12 protein-coding genes and 3 tRNA genes are annotated in these 16,733 nt (G+C 35.2%); 7 read left to right on the plus strand and 8 right to left on the minus strand.

The features are described 5' to 3' along the window. Positions 1-48: 48 nt before the first annotated feature. The gene (locus AC0L5Q_RS08020; protein ID WP_473617015.1) at positions 49-2,232 is read right to left on the minus strand and encodes a tRNA(Met) cytidine acetyltransferase TmcA domain-containing protein; all 2,184 of its coding nucleotides are present in this window, start codon (positions 2,230-2,232) and stop codon (positions 49-51) included. A 153-nt stretch (positions 2,233-2,385) separates the two neighbouring features. Here AC0L5Q_RS08020 and AC0L5Q_RS08025 point away from each other — a divergent pair, with 153 nt between their 5' ends. Together AC0L5Q_RS08025 and pdxH are read left to right on the plus strand one after the other, a co-directional pair. Then, a complete protein-coding gene (locus AC0L5Q_RS08025; protein ID WP_077340779.1) occupies positions 2,386-2,568 on the plus strand; it encodes a PA3496 family putative envelope integrity protein in 183 nt (60 codons plus the stop codon). A gap of 107 nt (positions 2,569-2,675) precedes the next feature. Next, complete coding sequence (gene pdxH, locus AC0L5Q_RS08030; RefSeq protein ID WP_473617020.1) at positions 2,676-3,332, plus strand: pyridoxamine 5'-phosphate oxidase; 657 nt, start codon at positions 2,676-2,678, stop codon at positions 3,330-3,332. A gap of 128 nt (positions 3,333-3,460) precedes the next feature. Here the strand turns inward: pdxH and AC0L5Q_RS08035 are convergent, their stop codons facing one another. The 7 genes from AC0L5Q_RS08035 to csrA all read right to left on the minus strand — a co-directional run bounded on the left by AC0L5Q_RS08035 (position 3,461) and on the right by csrA (position 8,180). After that, positions 3,461-4,594, minus strand: coding sequence for a sodium ion-translocating decarboxylase subunit beta (locus AC0L5Q_RS08035; RefSeq protein ID WP_076419292.1), 1,134 nt, complete (start codon positions 4,592-4,594; stop codon positions 3,461-3,463). A gap of 8 nt (positions 4,595-4,602) precedes the next feature. Beyond that, a complete protein-coding gene (oadA, locus tag AC0L5Q_RS08040) occupies positions 4,603-6,378 on the minus strand; it encodes a sodium-extruding oxaloacetate decarboxylase subunit alpha (protein WP_473617025.1) in 1,776 nt (591 codons plus the stop codon). A gap of 20 nt (positions 6,379-6,398) precedes the next feature. After that, a complete protein-coding gene (locus AC0L5Q_RS08045) occupies positions 6,399-6,662 on the minus strand; it encodes an OadG family protein (RefSeq protein ID WP_077340785.1) in 264 nt (87 codons plus the stop codon). Positions 6,663-7,447: 785 nt separating this feature from the next. After that, positions 7,448-7,524: transfer RNA gene (locus AC0L5Q_RS08050), tRNA-Arg, on the minus strand. Positions 7,525-7,609: 85 nt separating this feature from the next. Further along, a tRNA-Arg gene (locus AC0L5Q_RS08055) sits at positions 7,610-7,686 on the minus strand. A 60-nt stretch (positions 7,687-7,746) separates the two neighbouring features. Further along, a tRNA-Ser gene (locus AC0L5Q_RS08060) sits at positions 7,747-7,838 on the minus strand. A 150-nt stretch (positions 7,839-7,988) separates the two neighbouring features. Next, on the minus strand, positions 7,989-8,180 hold the full coding sequence (csrA, locus tag AC0L5Q_RS08065; protein WP_473617031.1) for a carbon storage regulator CsrA: 192 nt from the start codon (positions 8,178-8,180) through the stop codon (positions 7,989-7,991). Positions 8,181-8,887: 707 nt separating this feature from the next. On the opposite strand from csrA, the gene AC0L5Q_RS08070 reads away from it, so the two are divergent. The 5 genes from AC0L5Q_RS08070 (at position 8,888) to AC0L5Q_RS08090 (ending at position 16,047) form a co-directional block, all read left to right on the plus strand. Further along, on the plus strand, positions 8,888-10,297 hold the full coding sequence (locus AC0L5Q_RS08070) for an aspartate ammonia-lyase (protein WP_473617034.1): 1,410 nt from the start codon (positions 8,888-8,890) through the stop codon (positions 10,295-10,297). Positions 10,298-10,331: 34 nt separating this feature from the next. Further along, on the plus strand, positions 10,332-11,606 hold the full coding sequence (locus AC0L5Q_RS08075) for a dicarboxylate/amino acid:cation symporter (protein ID WP_473617038.1): 1,275 nt from the start codon (positions 10,332-10,334) through the stop codon (positions 11,604-11,606). A 59-nt stretch (positions 11,607-11,665) separates the two neighbouring features. After that, complete coding sequence (locus AC0L5Q_RS08080) at positions 11,666-12,718, plus strand: putative porin (protein ID WP_473617041.1); 1,053 nt, start codon at positions 11,666-11,668, stop codon at positions 12,716-12,718. A 282-nt stretch (positions 12,719-13,000) separates the two neighbouring features. Then, a complete protein-coding gene (locus tag AC0L5Q_RS08085) occupies positions 13,001-14,644 on the plus strand; it encodes a transporter substrate-binding domain-containing protein (protein ID WP_473617047.1) in 1,644 nt (547 codons plus the stop codon). Continuing rightward, a complete protein-coding gene (locus tag AC0L5Q_RS08090; protein ID WP_473617050.1) occupies positions 14,641-16,047 on the plus strand; it encodes a sigma-54-dependent transcriptional regulator in 1,407 nt (468 codons plus the stop codon). Before AC0L5Q_RS08085 ends, AC0L5Q_RS08090 begins: the two co-directional genes overlap by 4 nt. Positions 16,048-16,733 lie beyond the last annotated feature (686 nt).

Raw genomic sequence — 16,733 nt, forward strand, 5'->3', positions numbered from 1 at the left:
TTTTTCCTGTTGTCAAACCACAAACGAGTTATATAAAAACAAAATATCTTATTTGCTCTGCTTTTGATAATAGCTTTGTGTAAATTGAATTAAATGATTATTAAATGCTTTTTTACCTGTAAATCCATAAGATTCAGCTAGGTTTGAAATTTCTTTCCGTTGGAATATTTTACTAATAATAGGGGCCATAGCGGGATCAAAAGGCATTATCATTTGATGCTGTAACCATTTATGTAAATGATAAACACAAACACTATATTGACGTTTTTTAGTAAAAAAATCTTCTATAGCTTTTAAATCTGAGTTATTCAATATAGGCAAAGAAGATAATGGACAATACGTCATAATTTGCCAAACAAGATCTGGCATCAGCTCTTTATATTGCTCAGCTAATAAGTAGTCAAAACTCTGATAAAAACTATTTTCAATTTTATCGAGGTATTCACTGTGTTGTTGATTAATGACTTTTAAGAGTAACGCCGAATGTTCACCGCTGGCTTTATCTTTAGTAAAACCTATGCGAGCAATTTTATAGTCTTGCTTTTGCCAAAAGTTAAGTAGAGATTTATTTGCACCAAAACTTGTTCCAACAAAGTCTACTTTCGTTTGTTTAGCATATTCTTCAATACGCGATAAAAACACACTACCTAAACCTTTCTCTTGTAGCTCTGGCACAATAGCAATACGCATAACTCTTAAATATGAATAGTTAAAACTACTCTCTTCACCGCAATGCGTGAGCAATGATTGTGGAATAAACTGATCTTTTAAACGTCTTTGATTCGTCTGAATTAACCCTTTTAATTGTTCATTTGCATTTGAACCTTCTTTTAATAATAAGGCGACACCCAGTAATTGCTTTTTATACGACAGAGTCACTAAAGTAATGTTGTTGTTATCAAGCAATAATCTAAGGTCGTTGGGCGACGTTTGATAATGTGCGGTAACCAGCACTGCAAAAACTTGCTCTAAAAGTAACTCGTTCAACATTAAAGCCTCTGTACTTACCTGTTCAAACTCAAGAGTTCTTTGCTCATTAATATTTGAAGATAACAACTGCGGCAATGAAAAATTTTCAGGTAACGGTGGCACCTCAGCATTCAACAAACAAAGTTCATAAATAAAAGTTTCAACAGGATCATTTTCTGCCCACCTAATTGGCTGACTAATATTTAAGGTTTTACCTTCAGGATATTTTTGTACGACATGCTTTTGAAATTTTAATGTAAAACTTCTGCCTGCTCCCTCGTATCCATGAACCGTACTAGCAAAAACCATTCGATGATGTTTCGCCAATAATTGATTTAAAAAATACAAAGGTATCGAAGCGGCTTCATCCACTAAAACTAAATTAAACACAGTTTTAGTTTTTATTAATTCATCTACAGCAATAAATTGTACATAACCGTTTTTATGCTCTAATTGGTTGGCATCCATACGAGTTTTATTTTTTTGCGCTAAACTTTTTGCTAGCTGCATAAAAAACACATCTAAAGATTTTCTATGAGTCGCCGTAATAGCTATCCTTAATTCAGACTTTGTATTATCTAATAAGTGAGCACATGCTATAGCTAAAGCTGATGACTTACCTCTTCCTCGATCGGCTGTTAATATTAAAGGCCTATTTCTATGACCTTTTACCACTTGGATAATATGTTTGACTGCAATGAATTGTTCTTCAGTTACGCAGTTCATTGCTATAGGATATTTTTTGAAAACAGTTGGATGAGTTACTGATTTTGGTATAAAGCTGTTTTCTATATTTAAACGACTTGAATCAACTTCTTTTATAATTTTAAAGGTCGAATCATTAAATATTTTATTAGCCAAACGTTGATTGAAGAAGCTATTTTTAAAAAAGCTTGAGTCCTCTATCTTGTTAGGTAAAACGATAAAAAGAACACCTCCCGCAACCAAGGTTCCAGATAAGGCAGCCAAAGCATCTACATTAAGCTCTTCACTATAAAAAACGACAAAATGACTTTCTGTGCCTAGCTGATTTCTATACGTTTGTTTATTTACATTGCCCCGTTTTAAATTATCGCTGTAAATATACCAACGTTTAGTTTGCTTATCTTTTTCCTCTTCAACAAAAGGATATGAATCAATTTTTTTAAGTAACGAATTAGCCCATTGCTCACTTCCTTGTAAAATAACTAGCTGCCTCTTAAAACAATTAAAAGCATTTATAGATACGTTATTTATCCACGAAGAAAAGTTGGTTAGAGTCATTTATGTACATCTAGAATATTAAATCAACATTTAGTTTATCAAGCTATTAAAAATATCTAAACAAACATAAATAAATTATTGATATTCAAATTTGAAAAGTTATAATTTTTTACCTATGTTCAAAGTATAAAGTTGTAAAAATTTAGGTGTTATATGAGTGATGATCTAGATAGTAGTGATGAAATAGATAGCATTGACGAAAGTGATTATGATAAAGATCTAGCAAAAGGAACAAAAGCAGAGCGTAACAGCAAAGTAAGAAGACGTATCGACGACCTTTTAGAAAGAAAACGCTTGAAAGAATTATTAGACGATAGCGATGATTGGGAGTTATAAAAAGCAAAATACACTATATAATCAATACCTTTAACCCCCCTTATTATTTTTATTATCCTTAGTATCTAAAGCTGATAAAATAGTAAAAAATCATTTGAATTAACTTAATGAATTTACTCGAAAAACTAAAATGTTTACTCACCTTTGGTCAAGGGGTCGCTCTACCTTTACCTGATATTTCTTCAGAAACCGATCCATTAGCATTATTTGAGCAGTGGTTTAACGATGCCCAAAAATCGGGAATATTGTTACCTGAATCTATGTCGATCAGTACTTGTGATACAAACGGTCAGCCACGTTCTAGAATGGTATTACTTAAAGAATATAATGCTGATGGTTTTGTTTTTTATACAAACTATGGCAGCAGTAAAAGCCAAGAATTAGAAGCAAATAATAAAATATCACTGCTCTTTCATTGGAATGTTTTACAACGCCAAATTCGTATAGAGGGTGAAGTATCAAAAACATCGGCCGAGCAATCTAAACGGTATTTCCATAGCCGAGATAGGGGTAGCCAAATTGGTGCTTGGGCGTCTAAACAAAGTACTAAGTTAATATCTTCTGATGAGTTAAAAGAACGTGAAGCTTATTATAAGAAGAAGTTCGCAGGTTTAGCTGAAATTCCTTACCCTGAGTTTTGGGGTGGTTGGAATGTTAAACCTACTTATATTGAATTCTGGCAAGGTAGAGCGAGTAGATTGCATGATAGGATCTGCTTTGAAAAAAATGACAATGCATGGACTCACTTCAAACGTCACCCATAGCAATTTGAATTTATTACACACATAATAAAAAACTAAGATAATAATCTTAGGGCAATAAAAAACGCAAACAGTAATGTTTGCGTTTTTTGTTTTATAACACGTTAATAATTCTTTAACGCTTAGTTGCTTTAACCGCCAACTAAGGCTAATAAAATCCCCGCAGCAACTGCAGAACCTAGTACACCAGCAACATTTGGTCCCATAGCATGCATTAACAAGAAGTTATGCGGATTAGCTTCTAAGCCAACCTTATTTGCTACACGAGCCGCCATAGGTACAGCAGAAACACCTGCAGCACCAATTAAGGGGTTGATAGGGTCTTTACTCACTTTATTCATAAACTTAGCCATCAGTACACCTGATGCAGTACCAATTGAGAATGCAACAGCACCTAAGCCTAAAATACCTAAGGTTTCCACGTTTAAAAACGCATGAGCACTTAATTTAGAACCAACACCTAAACCTAAAAATATCGTCGTAATGTTAATTAATTCGTTTTGAGCTGTTGTACTTAAACGATCAACAACACCCGATTCACGCATTAAGTTACCTAAACAGAACATACCAACCAACGGAGTAGCTGACGGTAAAAAGAATATTGTCATTAGCAACACACCTAATGGGAATATAATTTTTTCTATCTTAGTAACATGGCGAAGTTGAGCCATTTCAATTTTACGTTCATCAACACTGGTTAAAGCGCGCATAATTGGTGGTTGAATAATAGGAACAAGCGCCATGTATGAATACGCGGCAACAGCGATAGCCCCCAATAATTCAGGCGCTAGCTTAGAAGCTAAAAATATTGCTGTAGGCCCATCGGCACCACCAATAATCGCAATAGCAGAAGCGTCTTTCAGTGTAAATTCAATACCTGGGATCGCATTTAAAGCAATAGCACCAAATAAAGTAGCAAATATACCAAACTGAGCAGCAGCACCTAAAAACAACATTTTAGGGTTAGCAATAAGCGCCCCAAAGTCTGTCATGGCACCTACCCCCATAAATATAATGAGAGGGAATATACCCGTATCAATACCTGCGTAGTAGATATAATGTAATAATCCACCCACTTCTGAAAAACCAGCAACAGGAATATTCGTTAATATTGCACCGAATCCCATAGGAAGTAACAATAAAGGTTCAAAATTGCGAGCAATGGCTAAATACAATAAGCCACAACCCACCAGCATCATTACCACTTGGCCAACTTCAAAGTTAGCTAAGCCAGTAGACAACCATAATGTATGTAATGCTTCCATTATTTCACCTATGTCAAACTTAGTAAGGTGTCGCCAACTGTTACAGAGTCACCCTCTCTAACGTGTACAGCAACAATTTCACCTGCGCTTACAGCACGAATTTCTGTTTCCATTTTCATTGCTTCCATCACAATAACAACTTCACCAGCTTCAACCGTTTCACCTTCATTCACTAACACTTTAAAAATGTTACCTGCTAATGGTGCATTTAGTGTTTCTGCAGCACTAACCGACGTTGACTGCTTAAGCATTTCACCACCGGGAGCATGTGAAACACTTTCAAGGCTTCCACCTGGAGCAACAACAACATCATAAACTTTACCGTCTACGCTTACCGCATAATTCTCAGTAGGCTTATCTTCTTTCGATGCTGGAGCAGAAGCTTTAGCTGATTCTTTAGTAGGAACCGGTTCAAAAGCAGATGGATTGTTACGGTTTTCTAAAAACTTCAAACCAATTTGCGGGAATAATGCATAAGTTAATACATCATCAATTTCATCATCAGCTAGCGTGATTGACTTCTCTTTCGCTAAATTAGATAACTCAATTGATAAAGCGTCCATTTCTGGTTCAATTAAATCAGCAGGACGACATGTAATGGCTTCAGTACCATCAAGTACTTTAGCTTGTAGCTCAGCATCAACAGGAGAAGCAGTAGCGCCATATTCGCCTTTTAAGATACCAGCAGTTTCTTTTGTAATAGACTTATAACGTTCGCCTGTAAGTACGTTTAGTACGGCTTGTGTTCCAACAATTTGAGATGTAGGAGTAACTAAAGGAATATTACCTAAGTCTTTACGTACACGAGGGATCTCTTTTAATACTTCATCAAATTTATCTGATGCGCCTTGCTCTTTTAATTGGCTTTCCATGTTAGTTAACATGCCACCAGGTACTTGAGCTAGGAGAATACGAGCATCTACACCTTTTAAGCTACCTTCAAATTTTGCATACTTTTCACGTACGTCTCTAAAATATGCAGCTACTTCAGCCATTTTAACTACGTCTAAGCCTGAATCACGTGGCGTACCATCAACAATAGATGCGATAGTTTCTGTTGGTGAATGCCCATATGTTTGGCTCATTGAAGAAATTGAAGTATCAATTACATCAATACCCGCATCAATTGCTTTCATGTGTGTTGCAACACTTAAGCCTGTTGTAGCATGACAATGTAATGAAATAGGTAAAGCTACTGTTTCTTTTAATTTACCAATTAACTCAGCTGCAAAGTAAGGTTTGAGTAATCCAGACATATCTTTAATACATAAAGAGTGAGCGCCCATATCTTCTAACTTTTTGGCCATAGTTAACCAGCCTTCAAGCGTATGAACAGGGCTTTCGGTATAACTTAATGTTCCTTGAGCATGTGCTCCAACTTTAACCGCAGCTTTAATTGATGTTTCTAAGTTACGAACATCATTCATAGCATCAAAAATACGGAAAACGTCAACACCATTTACGTGTGCACGCTCTACAAATTTTTCTACTACGTCATCAGCATAATGGCGGTAACCTAAAATGTTTTGTCCACGAAATAACATTTGTTGTTTCGTTTTAGGCATCGCTTTTTTCAGGGCACGAATACGCTCCCAAGGATCTTCACCTAAATAACGAATACATGAGTCGAAAGTTGCTCCACCCCATGACTCGATTGACCAATACCCAATTTCATCTAATGTAGAAGCAATGGGTAGCATATCTTCAAGGCGTAATCTTGTCGCTAATAGTGATTGATGACCGTCACGTAGAACGACCTCAGTGATACCTAAAGGCTTTGACATGAATATGCTCCTATCTATTTTTAATTATGTTGACTACGATATTTTGAAACAGCCGAAGATATAGCAGCAACTACACTTGGCGAAACACTATCTGTAGACTTGTTCGAAGCTTTATTAGCTCTCGATGATTTAGTTTGAGGTATAGCATCCGGATATTTAATTGCTAACTTAGCTAATACAGCGTTAATAAACACTACCAATAAACCAAGAAATGCAAAAACAAAAACCATACCAGCAAGCATTAATGTGCCTGCTTCAATAAATAATTCGTTTAGATGTTCCATTTTATAACCTCAGGTCACTCTAAAGATAATTAGAATAATCACTCCAATAACTAAAAACAAATTGTTTTTTCTATTTTCAGAAAAATAACATTTAGTCAATAGCATAAAATACTTAATATTCACTATTATTGATAATTATTCAGAACATAGTATTACAAAAAACAAATTGTATACAATTTAGCGTCAACAGAAACAAGAGCTATAGAGGATAATTTTATTTTTGTATACAATATACATAAGACGTATCTGTAATCATAATTATTCATATTTATGTGAATAAAATTTACTATATAAACGATGTTTTTCGTATTAAGTGTTCATTAAATATGATTAATCAATCAGAAAAGAATAACCTAACTTACTGTAATAATTTTAGGCTTAGCTATGACATGCAACCAATACAACTTATCTGCTCGTATCAGTCATTAAATATTAAATAGGATAACTTTATTATTTTTATGAGCGCTATATAAGCTAATCAACTTAACATTAACCCCAACTCGGGTTAATAAATGTTAGAGAATGAATTAAAACTCTTATTTATCAAAAAATTAATATGTATCGTTGTTTCCCTAAGTTATATTAACCTCTCAACATTGATATTTTTCTGTATAGAAGGGATTTTTCTATCTATATAGCTGACGATTAGTAATAAATTCAACGAAGTTAGGCGTAAAAATAGCTTGTTGAGTAACTTTGCTTATCCCGAAGTAAGGTTAACATTATTAACTTCATAAATTTTAGGCGAAAAAAAACCAGTCATAAGACTGGTTTTCTTTTTAAAGTGGCGGACGCGGCAGGAGTCGAACCTGCGACCGCCTGGTTCGTAGCCAGGTACTCTATCCAGCTGAGCTACGCGTCCGCAATAAACTTGTTTTGTATCTACGTTAAAAGATAAATGTTCACCGTATTCTCGGTCTTTTATGTTTAGCCACTTAAAAGAAAAGTGGCGGACGCGGCAGGAGTCGAACCTGCGACCGCCTGGTTCGTAGCCAGGTACTCTATCCAGCTGAGCTACGCGTCCGTAATAAACTTTTTTTATATCTACGTTAAAAGATATTTTCTTCACAACCATTATAAATAATGGCGGAGAGGGAGGGATTCGAACCCTCGATCCGGGATAAACCAGATACTCCCTTAGCAGGGGAGCGCCTTCGGCCACTCGGCCACCTCTCCAATGGACGCGAATATTAATAGATATAAAAAATAAGTCAAACGTTTTTTGTAGATTTATTTCTGTTTGGTGAGATTTCAGGCAAGACGTTTAATTTTCAGCCATAAATATACAAAAAGCCGACAACAGCCGGCTTTTAAGATTTATCAGAATTAACTATCTGTTTGCTCTGCGTTGCCTTTTTCAGATTGAATTCTCATATAAATTTCTTCTCGGTGTACTGAAATTTCTTTTGGGGCATTTACACCTATTCTTACTTGGTTGCCTTTAACACCTAAAACAGTAACGGTAACTTCGTCACCAATCATAAGAGTTTCGCCTACACGACGCGTTAATATTAACATATTGATTTCCTTTTTATTTAATTCGGGATCCACTAAAGATTTATAAGCTAGTAATAAATTTAAATTTAGTCTAAAAATTATAATAAAGCACTATATCTATTCAAAAAACTTTAAATTTTTTCTAAAAAAGCATTTTAATATTTAAATACCACTAATATATCCAAATATTAATAACAAAATTAAAGCAACAGTAAGTACATATATTATTATTGTGTATATTAACAAGCTTATCGTTGCAATAAACACCAAAATTTCTATTTTTTGTATAATATTTTATAAACGTCTTAAAAATAGTTGTAGCAAACACACCAAATAAATGTAATTGACTATCATGTAGAGTAAAACTCCAACTCTAAGTTGAACAATTTATAATTCCAATTACTCTAAGTTCCCATTGAGTATGAATGGTACTAAGTATTAGGATAATACTCTTTTATACCTCTCCTCTCCCCTTATAACTTTAACTATAAATATAATAAAAGTTATAATCACACCTAAGCAACTGATAACAAACAAAAAAAATAAAAAAATAAATACTATTACTAAATATTACAAAGATAATTCCATCTAATTATTACAAAAGTTATACATTTGAAAAACGTCAAAAAAAAACAATAAAACACAAATAAATCAGCAACATAAAATATAAATAAACTCTGGTATCAATAATGCTATACAACATCTAATTAACAATGTGGATGTACGCTATGTCTCTAGATACAAATACTCGACAAGAAAAAGACTTACTTGGTATGGCTAACGTTCCAGCTAATGCCTTGTATGGCATTCAAACGCACCGAGCAATTGAAAACTTCACTTTAAGTGGTGTTCCTATTAATCACTTTCCTGAAATGATTAAGGCACTCGCTATGGTAAAACAAGCTTGTGCTATAGCAAATAATCAACTTGGTTTATTACCCACTGAAAAGTTCAACGCGATAGTAGTCGCTTGCGAAGATTTAAAACAAGGTAAGAATCATGATTCTTTTCTTGTTGATATGATCCAAGGCGGTGCTGGTACTTCCACCAATATGAATGCAAATGAAGTTATTGCTAACCTTGCTCTTAAAAACCTTGGTCATTCATTAGCAGATTACAAATACCTTCACCCAAATGATGATGTTAATCTTTCACAATCAACGAATGATGTTTATCCAACAGCAGTACGCTTATCTATTTTAATGAGCCACGGTGCCTTAGTGGAGTCGCTAAAGTCATTACGAAACGCTATGACAGTTAAAGCTAACGAGTTCACTCATGTAATTAAAATGGGTAGAACGCAATTACAAGACGCTGTACCTATGTCGTTAGGTCAAGAGTTTCAATCTTTCGCTTCCACTTTAACTGAAGATGTAGATCGAATAGCTCACTTATCTGAGTTATTAACAGAAATCAACTTAGGTGGTACGGCAATTGGTACTGGCATCAATGCTCACCACGAATTTGGCGAAATATCAGTTAAAGCATTACGTGAATTATCAGGTTTCCCTATGGTATTAGCCAGTGACTTAATCGAAGCAAGTTCGGACATGGGTGCCTTCGTATTGTTTTCGAGCATGTTGAAACGTCTGTCGATCAAACTATCAAAAATTGCCAACGACTTACGTTTATTAAGTATGGGACCTCGCGCAGGTTTAGGTGAAATAAATTTACCGGCACAACAACCGGGTAGCTCTATTATGCCTGGCAAGATTAATCCCGTTATTCCAGAAGCAGTATCCCAAGTAGCTTACAAAATAATTGGTCATGACTTATCAGTCACTATGGCTGCAGAGGCTGGTCAATTACAGCTAAACGCTATGGAACCTTTAATTGCTTATAGCGTACTAGATTCTATTGCTCTACTTACAAGAGCAATGCATATGTTTGAGCATAAATGTATCAGCGGTATTACAGCCAATGAAGAACATTGCCGTGCTCAAGTTAACAATAGTATTGGCATTATTACCGCTGTGAGTCCGTATATTGGCTACGAAAATGCTTCTCGCATTGCAAAACTAGCCTTAAATAGTGGTAAAGCCGTTTTAGATATAGTGAGAGAAGAAGCTCTTCTTAGCGAAGATAGATTACTTGAAATAACCGATATAAAAAACCTTATAAACCCAGTAGTAAAATAATCTTTAATTAATATAAAAAAAAAGGAAGATAAAAATGACAAACACAATAACTCCCCCCAACAGTGCATCTAAAAAGATGCCTTTATGGTTAAAAATACTCGTAGGCATGATTGCCGGTATTATTGCAGGTTCTTTACTAGGAACCGATGCAGAATTACTTAAACCGATAGGATCACTATTTATCAGTGCGATAAAAATGTTGATAGTTCCTCTTATCTTCTGTTCATTAATTGTAGGTGTTACCTCGATACAAGACACTTCAAAAATGAGTCGTATAGGCATAAAGTCAATGGCTATATATCTTTGTACTACAGCGGTAGCCATTTCTATTGGTCTAGCACTTGGAACTTTTTTCGAACCAGGTGCAGGCTTAAATATGGTAGCAACTACAGTTACTGAGGCAAAAACGGCTCCAAGTATAATTGATACATTAGTTGGTTTGGTTCCTAAAAATCCAGTAGGAGCATTAGCAGCAGGTAATATTCTACAAATTATTGTATTTGCGCTTGGTTTAGGTATAGCACTAAACTTATCAGGCGAAAAAGCTAAGCCAGCCATTAAAGTTTTCGAAAGCTTAGCTGAAGCAATGTATAAGATGACTGAACTTGTTATGAAATTTGCTCCTTACGGTGTTTTTGCATTAATGGCATGGGTATCTGGTAAGTACGGCTTAGATATTCTATTACCATTAATTAAAGTTATTGCGCTAGTTTATATTGGCTCTATCCTCCATGTATTATTCTTAGGTGGTGGCTTAGTTGGCCTAATGGCTAAACTTAACCCTACACGTTTTTATAAAGGCATAATTGAAGCACAAATCATTGCATTTACCACCACAAGTAGCTCAGGAACATTACCCGCTAGTATAAAGTGTGCAACTCAAAACTTGGGTGTATCACGTAGTATTTCAAGCTTTGTTTTACCTATGGGCGCTACCATCAACATGGACGGTACTGCACTTTACCAAGGCGTATTAGCACTATTTATTGCTCAAGCTTTTGGTGTTGACCTATCAACCGCTGATTACTTAACAATTATTGCTACAGCAACATTAGCTTCTATTGGTACTGCAGGTGTACCAGGTGCAGGACTTATCATGTTATCACTTGTTCTTAGTACCGTAGGTTTACCGCTTGAAGGGATTGCTATTGTAGCCGGTATTGACCGTATTCTCGATATGGCTCGCACTACTGTAAACGTAACAGGTGACATCATGGTTACCTTGTTAATAGGCAAGAGTGAAAATGAACTTGATCTAGATATATACAACGGTACAGGGACTAATAAGCCTCCCCTAGAGACTAAGTAATTAAAACTAACTTACAACTTAATAATTAAAAAAATAACTATAATAATAGGAACAACATAATGTTAAATAAATCCTTATATTTGTCGTTAGTGTCAGCTGCACTAGCAACAATTAGCCCAGCACAAGCAGATGTTTCAGTTAACGGTGTTGATGCAGTTAAGCTTTTTGGTGATATGCGATTACGCTTTGAACGTACTGATGGCGACACTATTGATACAACAAGTCGTGCGCGTTTACGCGCTCGTTTTGGAATTAAATATGCGGTTAATGATGATTGGTCTGCAGTAATGCGCTTTAGAACAACATCAAGTGCACATGATTCAACTCACCAAACGTTTGGCATTACAGATACTAGTGACAATGACGACTTCGGTCTTGATAAAGCGTACATGACATACAAAGGTATAGAAAATGCAACAATAGTTATTGGTAAAGCATCACCTGTATTTATGCACTCTTCAGAATTATTATTCCGAGATGATATTGCGCTTGAAGGTATCCAAGGAAGTTGGAGTAATAATGGATTTAGCGTTAATGCTGGCCACATTATTCTTGAAGAAAACAAAGATAATGGTGATGGTAAACGAGATGCTAGCTGGCAACAGTTACAAGGTGTTTATGAGGGTAAAATTAACAACGTTAAATACAAATTAGGCCTAGGTAAGTTATTTGTATCAGCTTCAGATAGTGCCTATTCTAGCGCAGAATCAGGACTTCATGCAGATCAAGCTGGCGATGTTATGACAATGAATGCTGACTTTAGAATGGGAGCTTTTCGTTTAGCTGCCGATTATTACACCAGCGATGCCGATAGTGAAGATACAGCTTATACAGTACACGCTCGATACCAAATGAATGATGTGATCGGTATGCGTTTCTATGTGATCCATACCGAAGCTTATGCCCTACCAATGAATGGGGCGTTTACACAAACAAATACTCCGGGTTCATACACCAACATTAAAGGCACTCGTTTACAGTTCGATTATAAAGTAGCGGACAATCTCAATGCTGACTTAAGATGGTATAGTGTTGATAATATTAACGAAAGCCTTCCAACCAACAACGCTGGTCGTGACCGCTTTCAAGTTAATTTAAATATGAAATTCTAACAATTATTCTATAATGCATAAATTAAAGCGACATAAAGGTTTATAAATGTCGCTTTACACCATTCAAAGCTAACGCATCTACTTTACTAATACTCAAAACATTATAATTTAGTACTCACTCACTTTATAACATAGTAATATTATTAAACTTATGATTTTTATTCATCGATTATTAAGCTTTTCTCAAAAGAACAAAAGCTACCTGAATCAAAAGGAATAACCACATTGTTTTCATACCGCCAAGCGCTATATCATCTTATTGATATCATACTAAAGAGCCTGATGATATGTAGTATTGGGGGATTTTTCGTATATGCTGATGAACAACCGATTAAAACAATTATTATTGGTGGCGATTATAGTTATCCGCCCTACGAGTTTGTTGATAAAGATGGTAAAAGCACTGGCTACAATGTCGAGTTAAGCCAAGAAATTGCCGAAGTAATGAACCTAAAGATAAAAATAAAGCTCGGTAAATGGTCAGATATTAGAGCACGATTCGATGAAGGTGAAATTGATATTATGCAAGGAATGTCTGCCACTAAAGAACGTGTAAACCTTTATGAATTTAGCCCTCATACTTTTGTTAATCAATCAATCTTTTCTCGCGATAATAGCTCAAATATTAATTCACTTAATGATTTAGAAAATCATGAAGTTATTGTGCAGCACAACGGCTCAGTTTATGACATGCTCAATAATTTAAACGTAAATATTAAAATCATTTCAGTTGAAAGTCACGCCGACGCTTTACGCTTATTATCTTCAGGTAAACATGACTATGCGATGGTATCTAACCTTCCTGGGCTCTACATTGTTCGAGAACTTGGCCTATCAAATATAAAACCAATATTTAATATCGAAGGGATAAGTAAATACGGCTACGCAGTGAAAAAAGGAGATGAGGTATTACTTTCACAATTCGCTCAAGGGTTAGCCATTTTAAAAAATACGGGCCGGCAACAAGCACTATACGATAAATGGTTTGGTGTTTCACAACGAACAGCTTGGTCAGAGTTTGGGTTAATTGCCGCGGCTATTGCCGTAATGCTGCTATTTATAAGTACTGCCGTTGTTATTTGGAATAAAGCGCTACGTAAAAAAGTTGAAAGCAGAACCCAAGAACTCAAAGCTCAGCAACTACAGTTATTACACGCCGATAAAATGACATCCTTAGGGGTTTTAGTCTCTGGTGTTGCCCATGAAATCAATAACCCTTGCAGTATTCTAACGCTCAATTTTCCATTTATAAAAGAGGTGTTTGAGCAGATTTCTGAAATTTTAGACGAGTACGAAACAGATGATCTCACCATTGCAGGTGTAAAATACAATAGACTAAAAGAAGTACTCCCAGAAACACTAGAAGACATGCATTTAGCCAGCGGTAAAATCCGAGGGATTGTAGAAGATTTAAAACATTTTGCACTTAAAGACGACGCAACGGTTAGTTTAACCGAATCACTAGATATTAATACGTTAGTTAAAGTATCAATTCGCCTAGTGGCCAACCAAATCAAAAACTCCACAGATAGTTTTGAGGTTAACTTTAGTAATAACATCCCAAATTTTAAAGGTGCAGGACAACGAATTGAACAAGTTATTATTAATTTAATTCTTAATGCCTGCCAAGCATTAACCAATAAAACTCAAAAAATCATCGTAACAACTTATTTTGATATAAAACGACAGCATGTGGTATTAACTGTTACTGACCACGGGGTTGGTATAAAAGAAAGTGATTTAAATAAATTAACAGATCCTTTTTATACCAGCAAACGTAAACAAGGAGGTACAGGTTTAGGCTTATCGATTTCTGCAGGGATCATAAGAGATCACCAAGGAATATTAAATTTTAGCTCCACGGAAGGTAAACACACTAAAGTAAAATTATCACTGCCATTATCCCATCAAAAGAGTAAGTTATGAGCACGAATCTATATCCTAATTTTCAAGTATTAATTTGTGACGATGATACTAGTTTTTTACGTAGCATATCTTTCGCCATAGAGCGCTACAGCGGGATCAATAATATTATCCAATGCAGTGATAGTCGAGAAGTACTGACTCATTTAAATACTGGTAACATTAGAGTAGTTTTACTTGATTTAAATATGCCACATATAACCGGAGATGAGCTACTTCCTCAAATCATTGAACTACATCCACATGTTTCAGTGATTATTATTAGTGGTATCAATCAAGTAAAATCAGCAGTGCAATGCATTAAATTAGGGGCCTATGATTATCATATAAAAACTGAAGAACCAGAACGTTTAAGTAGTAGTATTCTTCGTGTAATTAGGTTTCAAGAGTTAAGTATAGAAAATAACGCTATGCGTGGCTGTTTACTTAACAATCAAAAAGATTTACACCCTGCTTTTGCAAAAATAATTAGTATTAATAAACAAATGATCTCCATATTCCAATATATTGAATCACTTTCTAATAGCCGACAACCTATACTCATCACGGGAGAAAGTGGGGTGGGTAAAGAGTTAATTGCACAAGCAATTCATCAGACAAGTGGTTGTAGTGGAGAGTTGGTATGTGTAAATGTTGCAGGGTTAGACGACCACTTATTTTCAGACACTTTATTCGGCCATAAACGAGGTGCATTTACAGGCGCGGAACAAGCAAGAAAAGGAATGATTGAACGAGCTTCTGACGGCACGTTATTTCTCGATGAAATTGGCGATTTAAGTTTAGCTTCTCAAGTTAAATTATTGCGTTTATTACAAGAAAACGAATATTACCCCGTAGGAAGTGATACACCAAGACGTACCAATGCACGGATAATTTCAGCAACTCATCAAAATCTTCACATAAAAAAAGAACAAGGGCTATTTCGTAACGATTTATTTTACCGCCTTAAGATCCATCATGTTGATATTCCCCCACTTAGACAACGTAAAGAAGATATCAGACTCCTACTTGAACATTTTTTAACTCAAGCAGCTAACGAATTCAATAAAACTGTTGCTACTATACCCAAAGAGCTCATTCTGTTATTAGAAAATTATGTCTTTCCGGGTAATATTAGAGAGTTACGAGCTATGGCCTTTGATGCAATGAGCACGCACCAATCGGGGGTTTTATCGATGAAAACATTTAAAGTAGTTATTGATTCAATACCAGAGGCTGATAAATTAACTCAACCCGAGTCATTTTTTGTTACCTCATCAACGTTACCTACTCTTAAACATTCAGCCGAATTATTAGTTGATGAGGCAATGAAGCGATCTAATGGAAATCAATCATTAGCAGCACGGTTACTTGGAATATCTCAGCCCGCTCTCAGTAAAAGATTAAAAAAAACATTAGATAATTAATATCAATCGCAATAACACATTGATCATTTAATCATTAGAATAACTAGGGGCTGTTGAACTTTCATGTTTAAATTTCGTTCGAATTAAATGTTTATTGCTCGCGGCGCAAGGTATGTAACATAGTTGTTCTATATAAATTCCTTAACAATGAGCTGAAGTATTTAAATGGATCCGTAGGACTGCATTTATTAGCCATTTCTACGACGTTATAGCCTATTAGAGTATAATAACGGTGAAACATATGATTTGCCTTGTATAACAGACTAATACACTGCTGAAAAAACATTCAGAAAAGTTCAACAGCCCCTAGTTAACCTGAACTCGGCTTAACAAATTCTTCTCTAGCAGCTATTTTTCCTAATTTATGCGTTAAATTTACTTGCAATAGACCAACTATTGACGCGAAATTTGCCTTGAATTAAGAAAAAATATCAAGCTAGAGGAACAATAAAACTATTTTTTTTCTTATATTTCATTTTGTTAAGCATCTCTTAAACCAAGTTCAGGTTAGTTATTTGAATGCCTCGCCTACAGGGAGTAGGTGCTTAGGTTCAGTCTAGAACGATGAACCTGTGTATTTGACCATTTATTCTTCGTATAAAATAGGTAAATTCATTAATGTGTTTGGTATAATACGAACAGAAATAACAATATTAAAAAGCACCAAAAGGTGCTTTTTAATAAAA

The organism is Pseudocolwellia sp. G5-9 (genome assembly GCF_055808995.1).

Coding starts and splice junctions, on each gene's coding strand:
- csrA (WP_473617031.1), bottom strand. CDS start 8,180: ATGTTAATATTAACGCGTCGTGTAGGCGAAACTCTTATGATTGGTGAC.
- AC0L5Q_RS08080 (WP_473617041.1), top strand. CDS start 11,666: ATGTTAAATAAATCCTTATATTTGTCGTTAGTGTCAGCTGCACTAGCA.
- AC0L5Q_RS08020 (WP_473617015.1), bottom strand. CDS start 2,232: ATGACTCTAACCAACTTTTCTTCGTGGATAAATAACGTATCTATAAAT.
- AC0L5Q_RS08045 (WP_077340785.1), bottom strand. CDS start 6,662: ATGGAACATCTAAACGAATTATTTATTGAAGCAGGCACATTAATGCTT.
- AC0L5Q_RS08075 (WP_473617038.1), top strand. CDS start 10,332: ATGACAAACACAATAACTCCCCCCAACAGTGCATCTAAAAAGATGCCT.
- AC0L5Q_RS08035 (WP_076419292.1), bottom strand. CDS start 4,594: ATGGAAGCATTACATACATTATGGTTGTCTACTGGCTTAGCTAACTTT.
- pdxH (WP_473617020.1), top strand. CDS start 2,676: ATGAATTTACTCGAAAAACTAAAATGTTTACTCACCTTTGGTCAAGGG.
- AC0L5Q_RS08085 (WP_473617047.1), top strand. CDS start 13,001: ATGATATGTAGTATTGGGGGATTTTTCGTATATGCTGATGAACAACCG.
- oadA (WP_473617025.1), bottom strand. CDS start 6,378: ATGTCAAAGCCTTTAGGTATCACTGAGGTCGTTCTACGTGACGGTCAT.
- AC0L5Q_RS08025 (WP_077340779.1), top strand. CDS start 2,386: ATGAGTGATGATCTAGATAGTAGTGATGAAATAGATAGCATTGACGAA.
- AC0L5Q_RS08090 (WP_473617050.1), top strand. CDS start 14,641: ATGAGCACGAATCTATATCCTAATTTTCAAGTATTAATTTGTGACGAT.
- AC0L5Q_RS08070 (WP_473617034.1), top strand. CDS start 8,888: ATGTCTCTAGATACAAATACTCGACAAGAAAAAGACTTACTTGGTATG.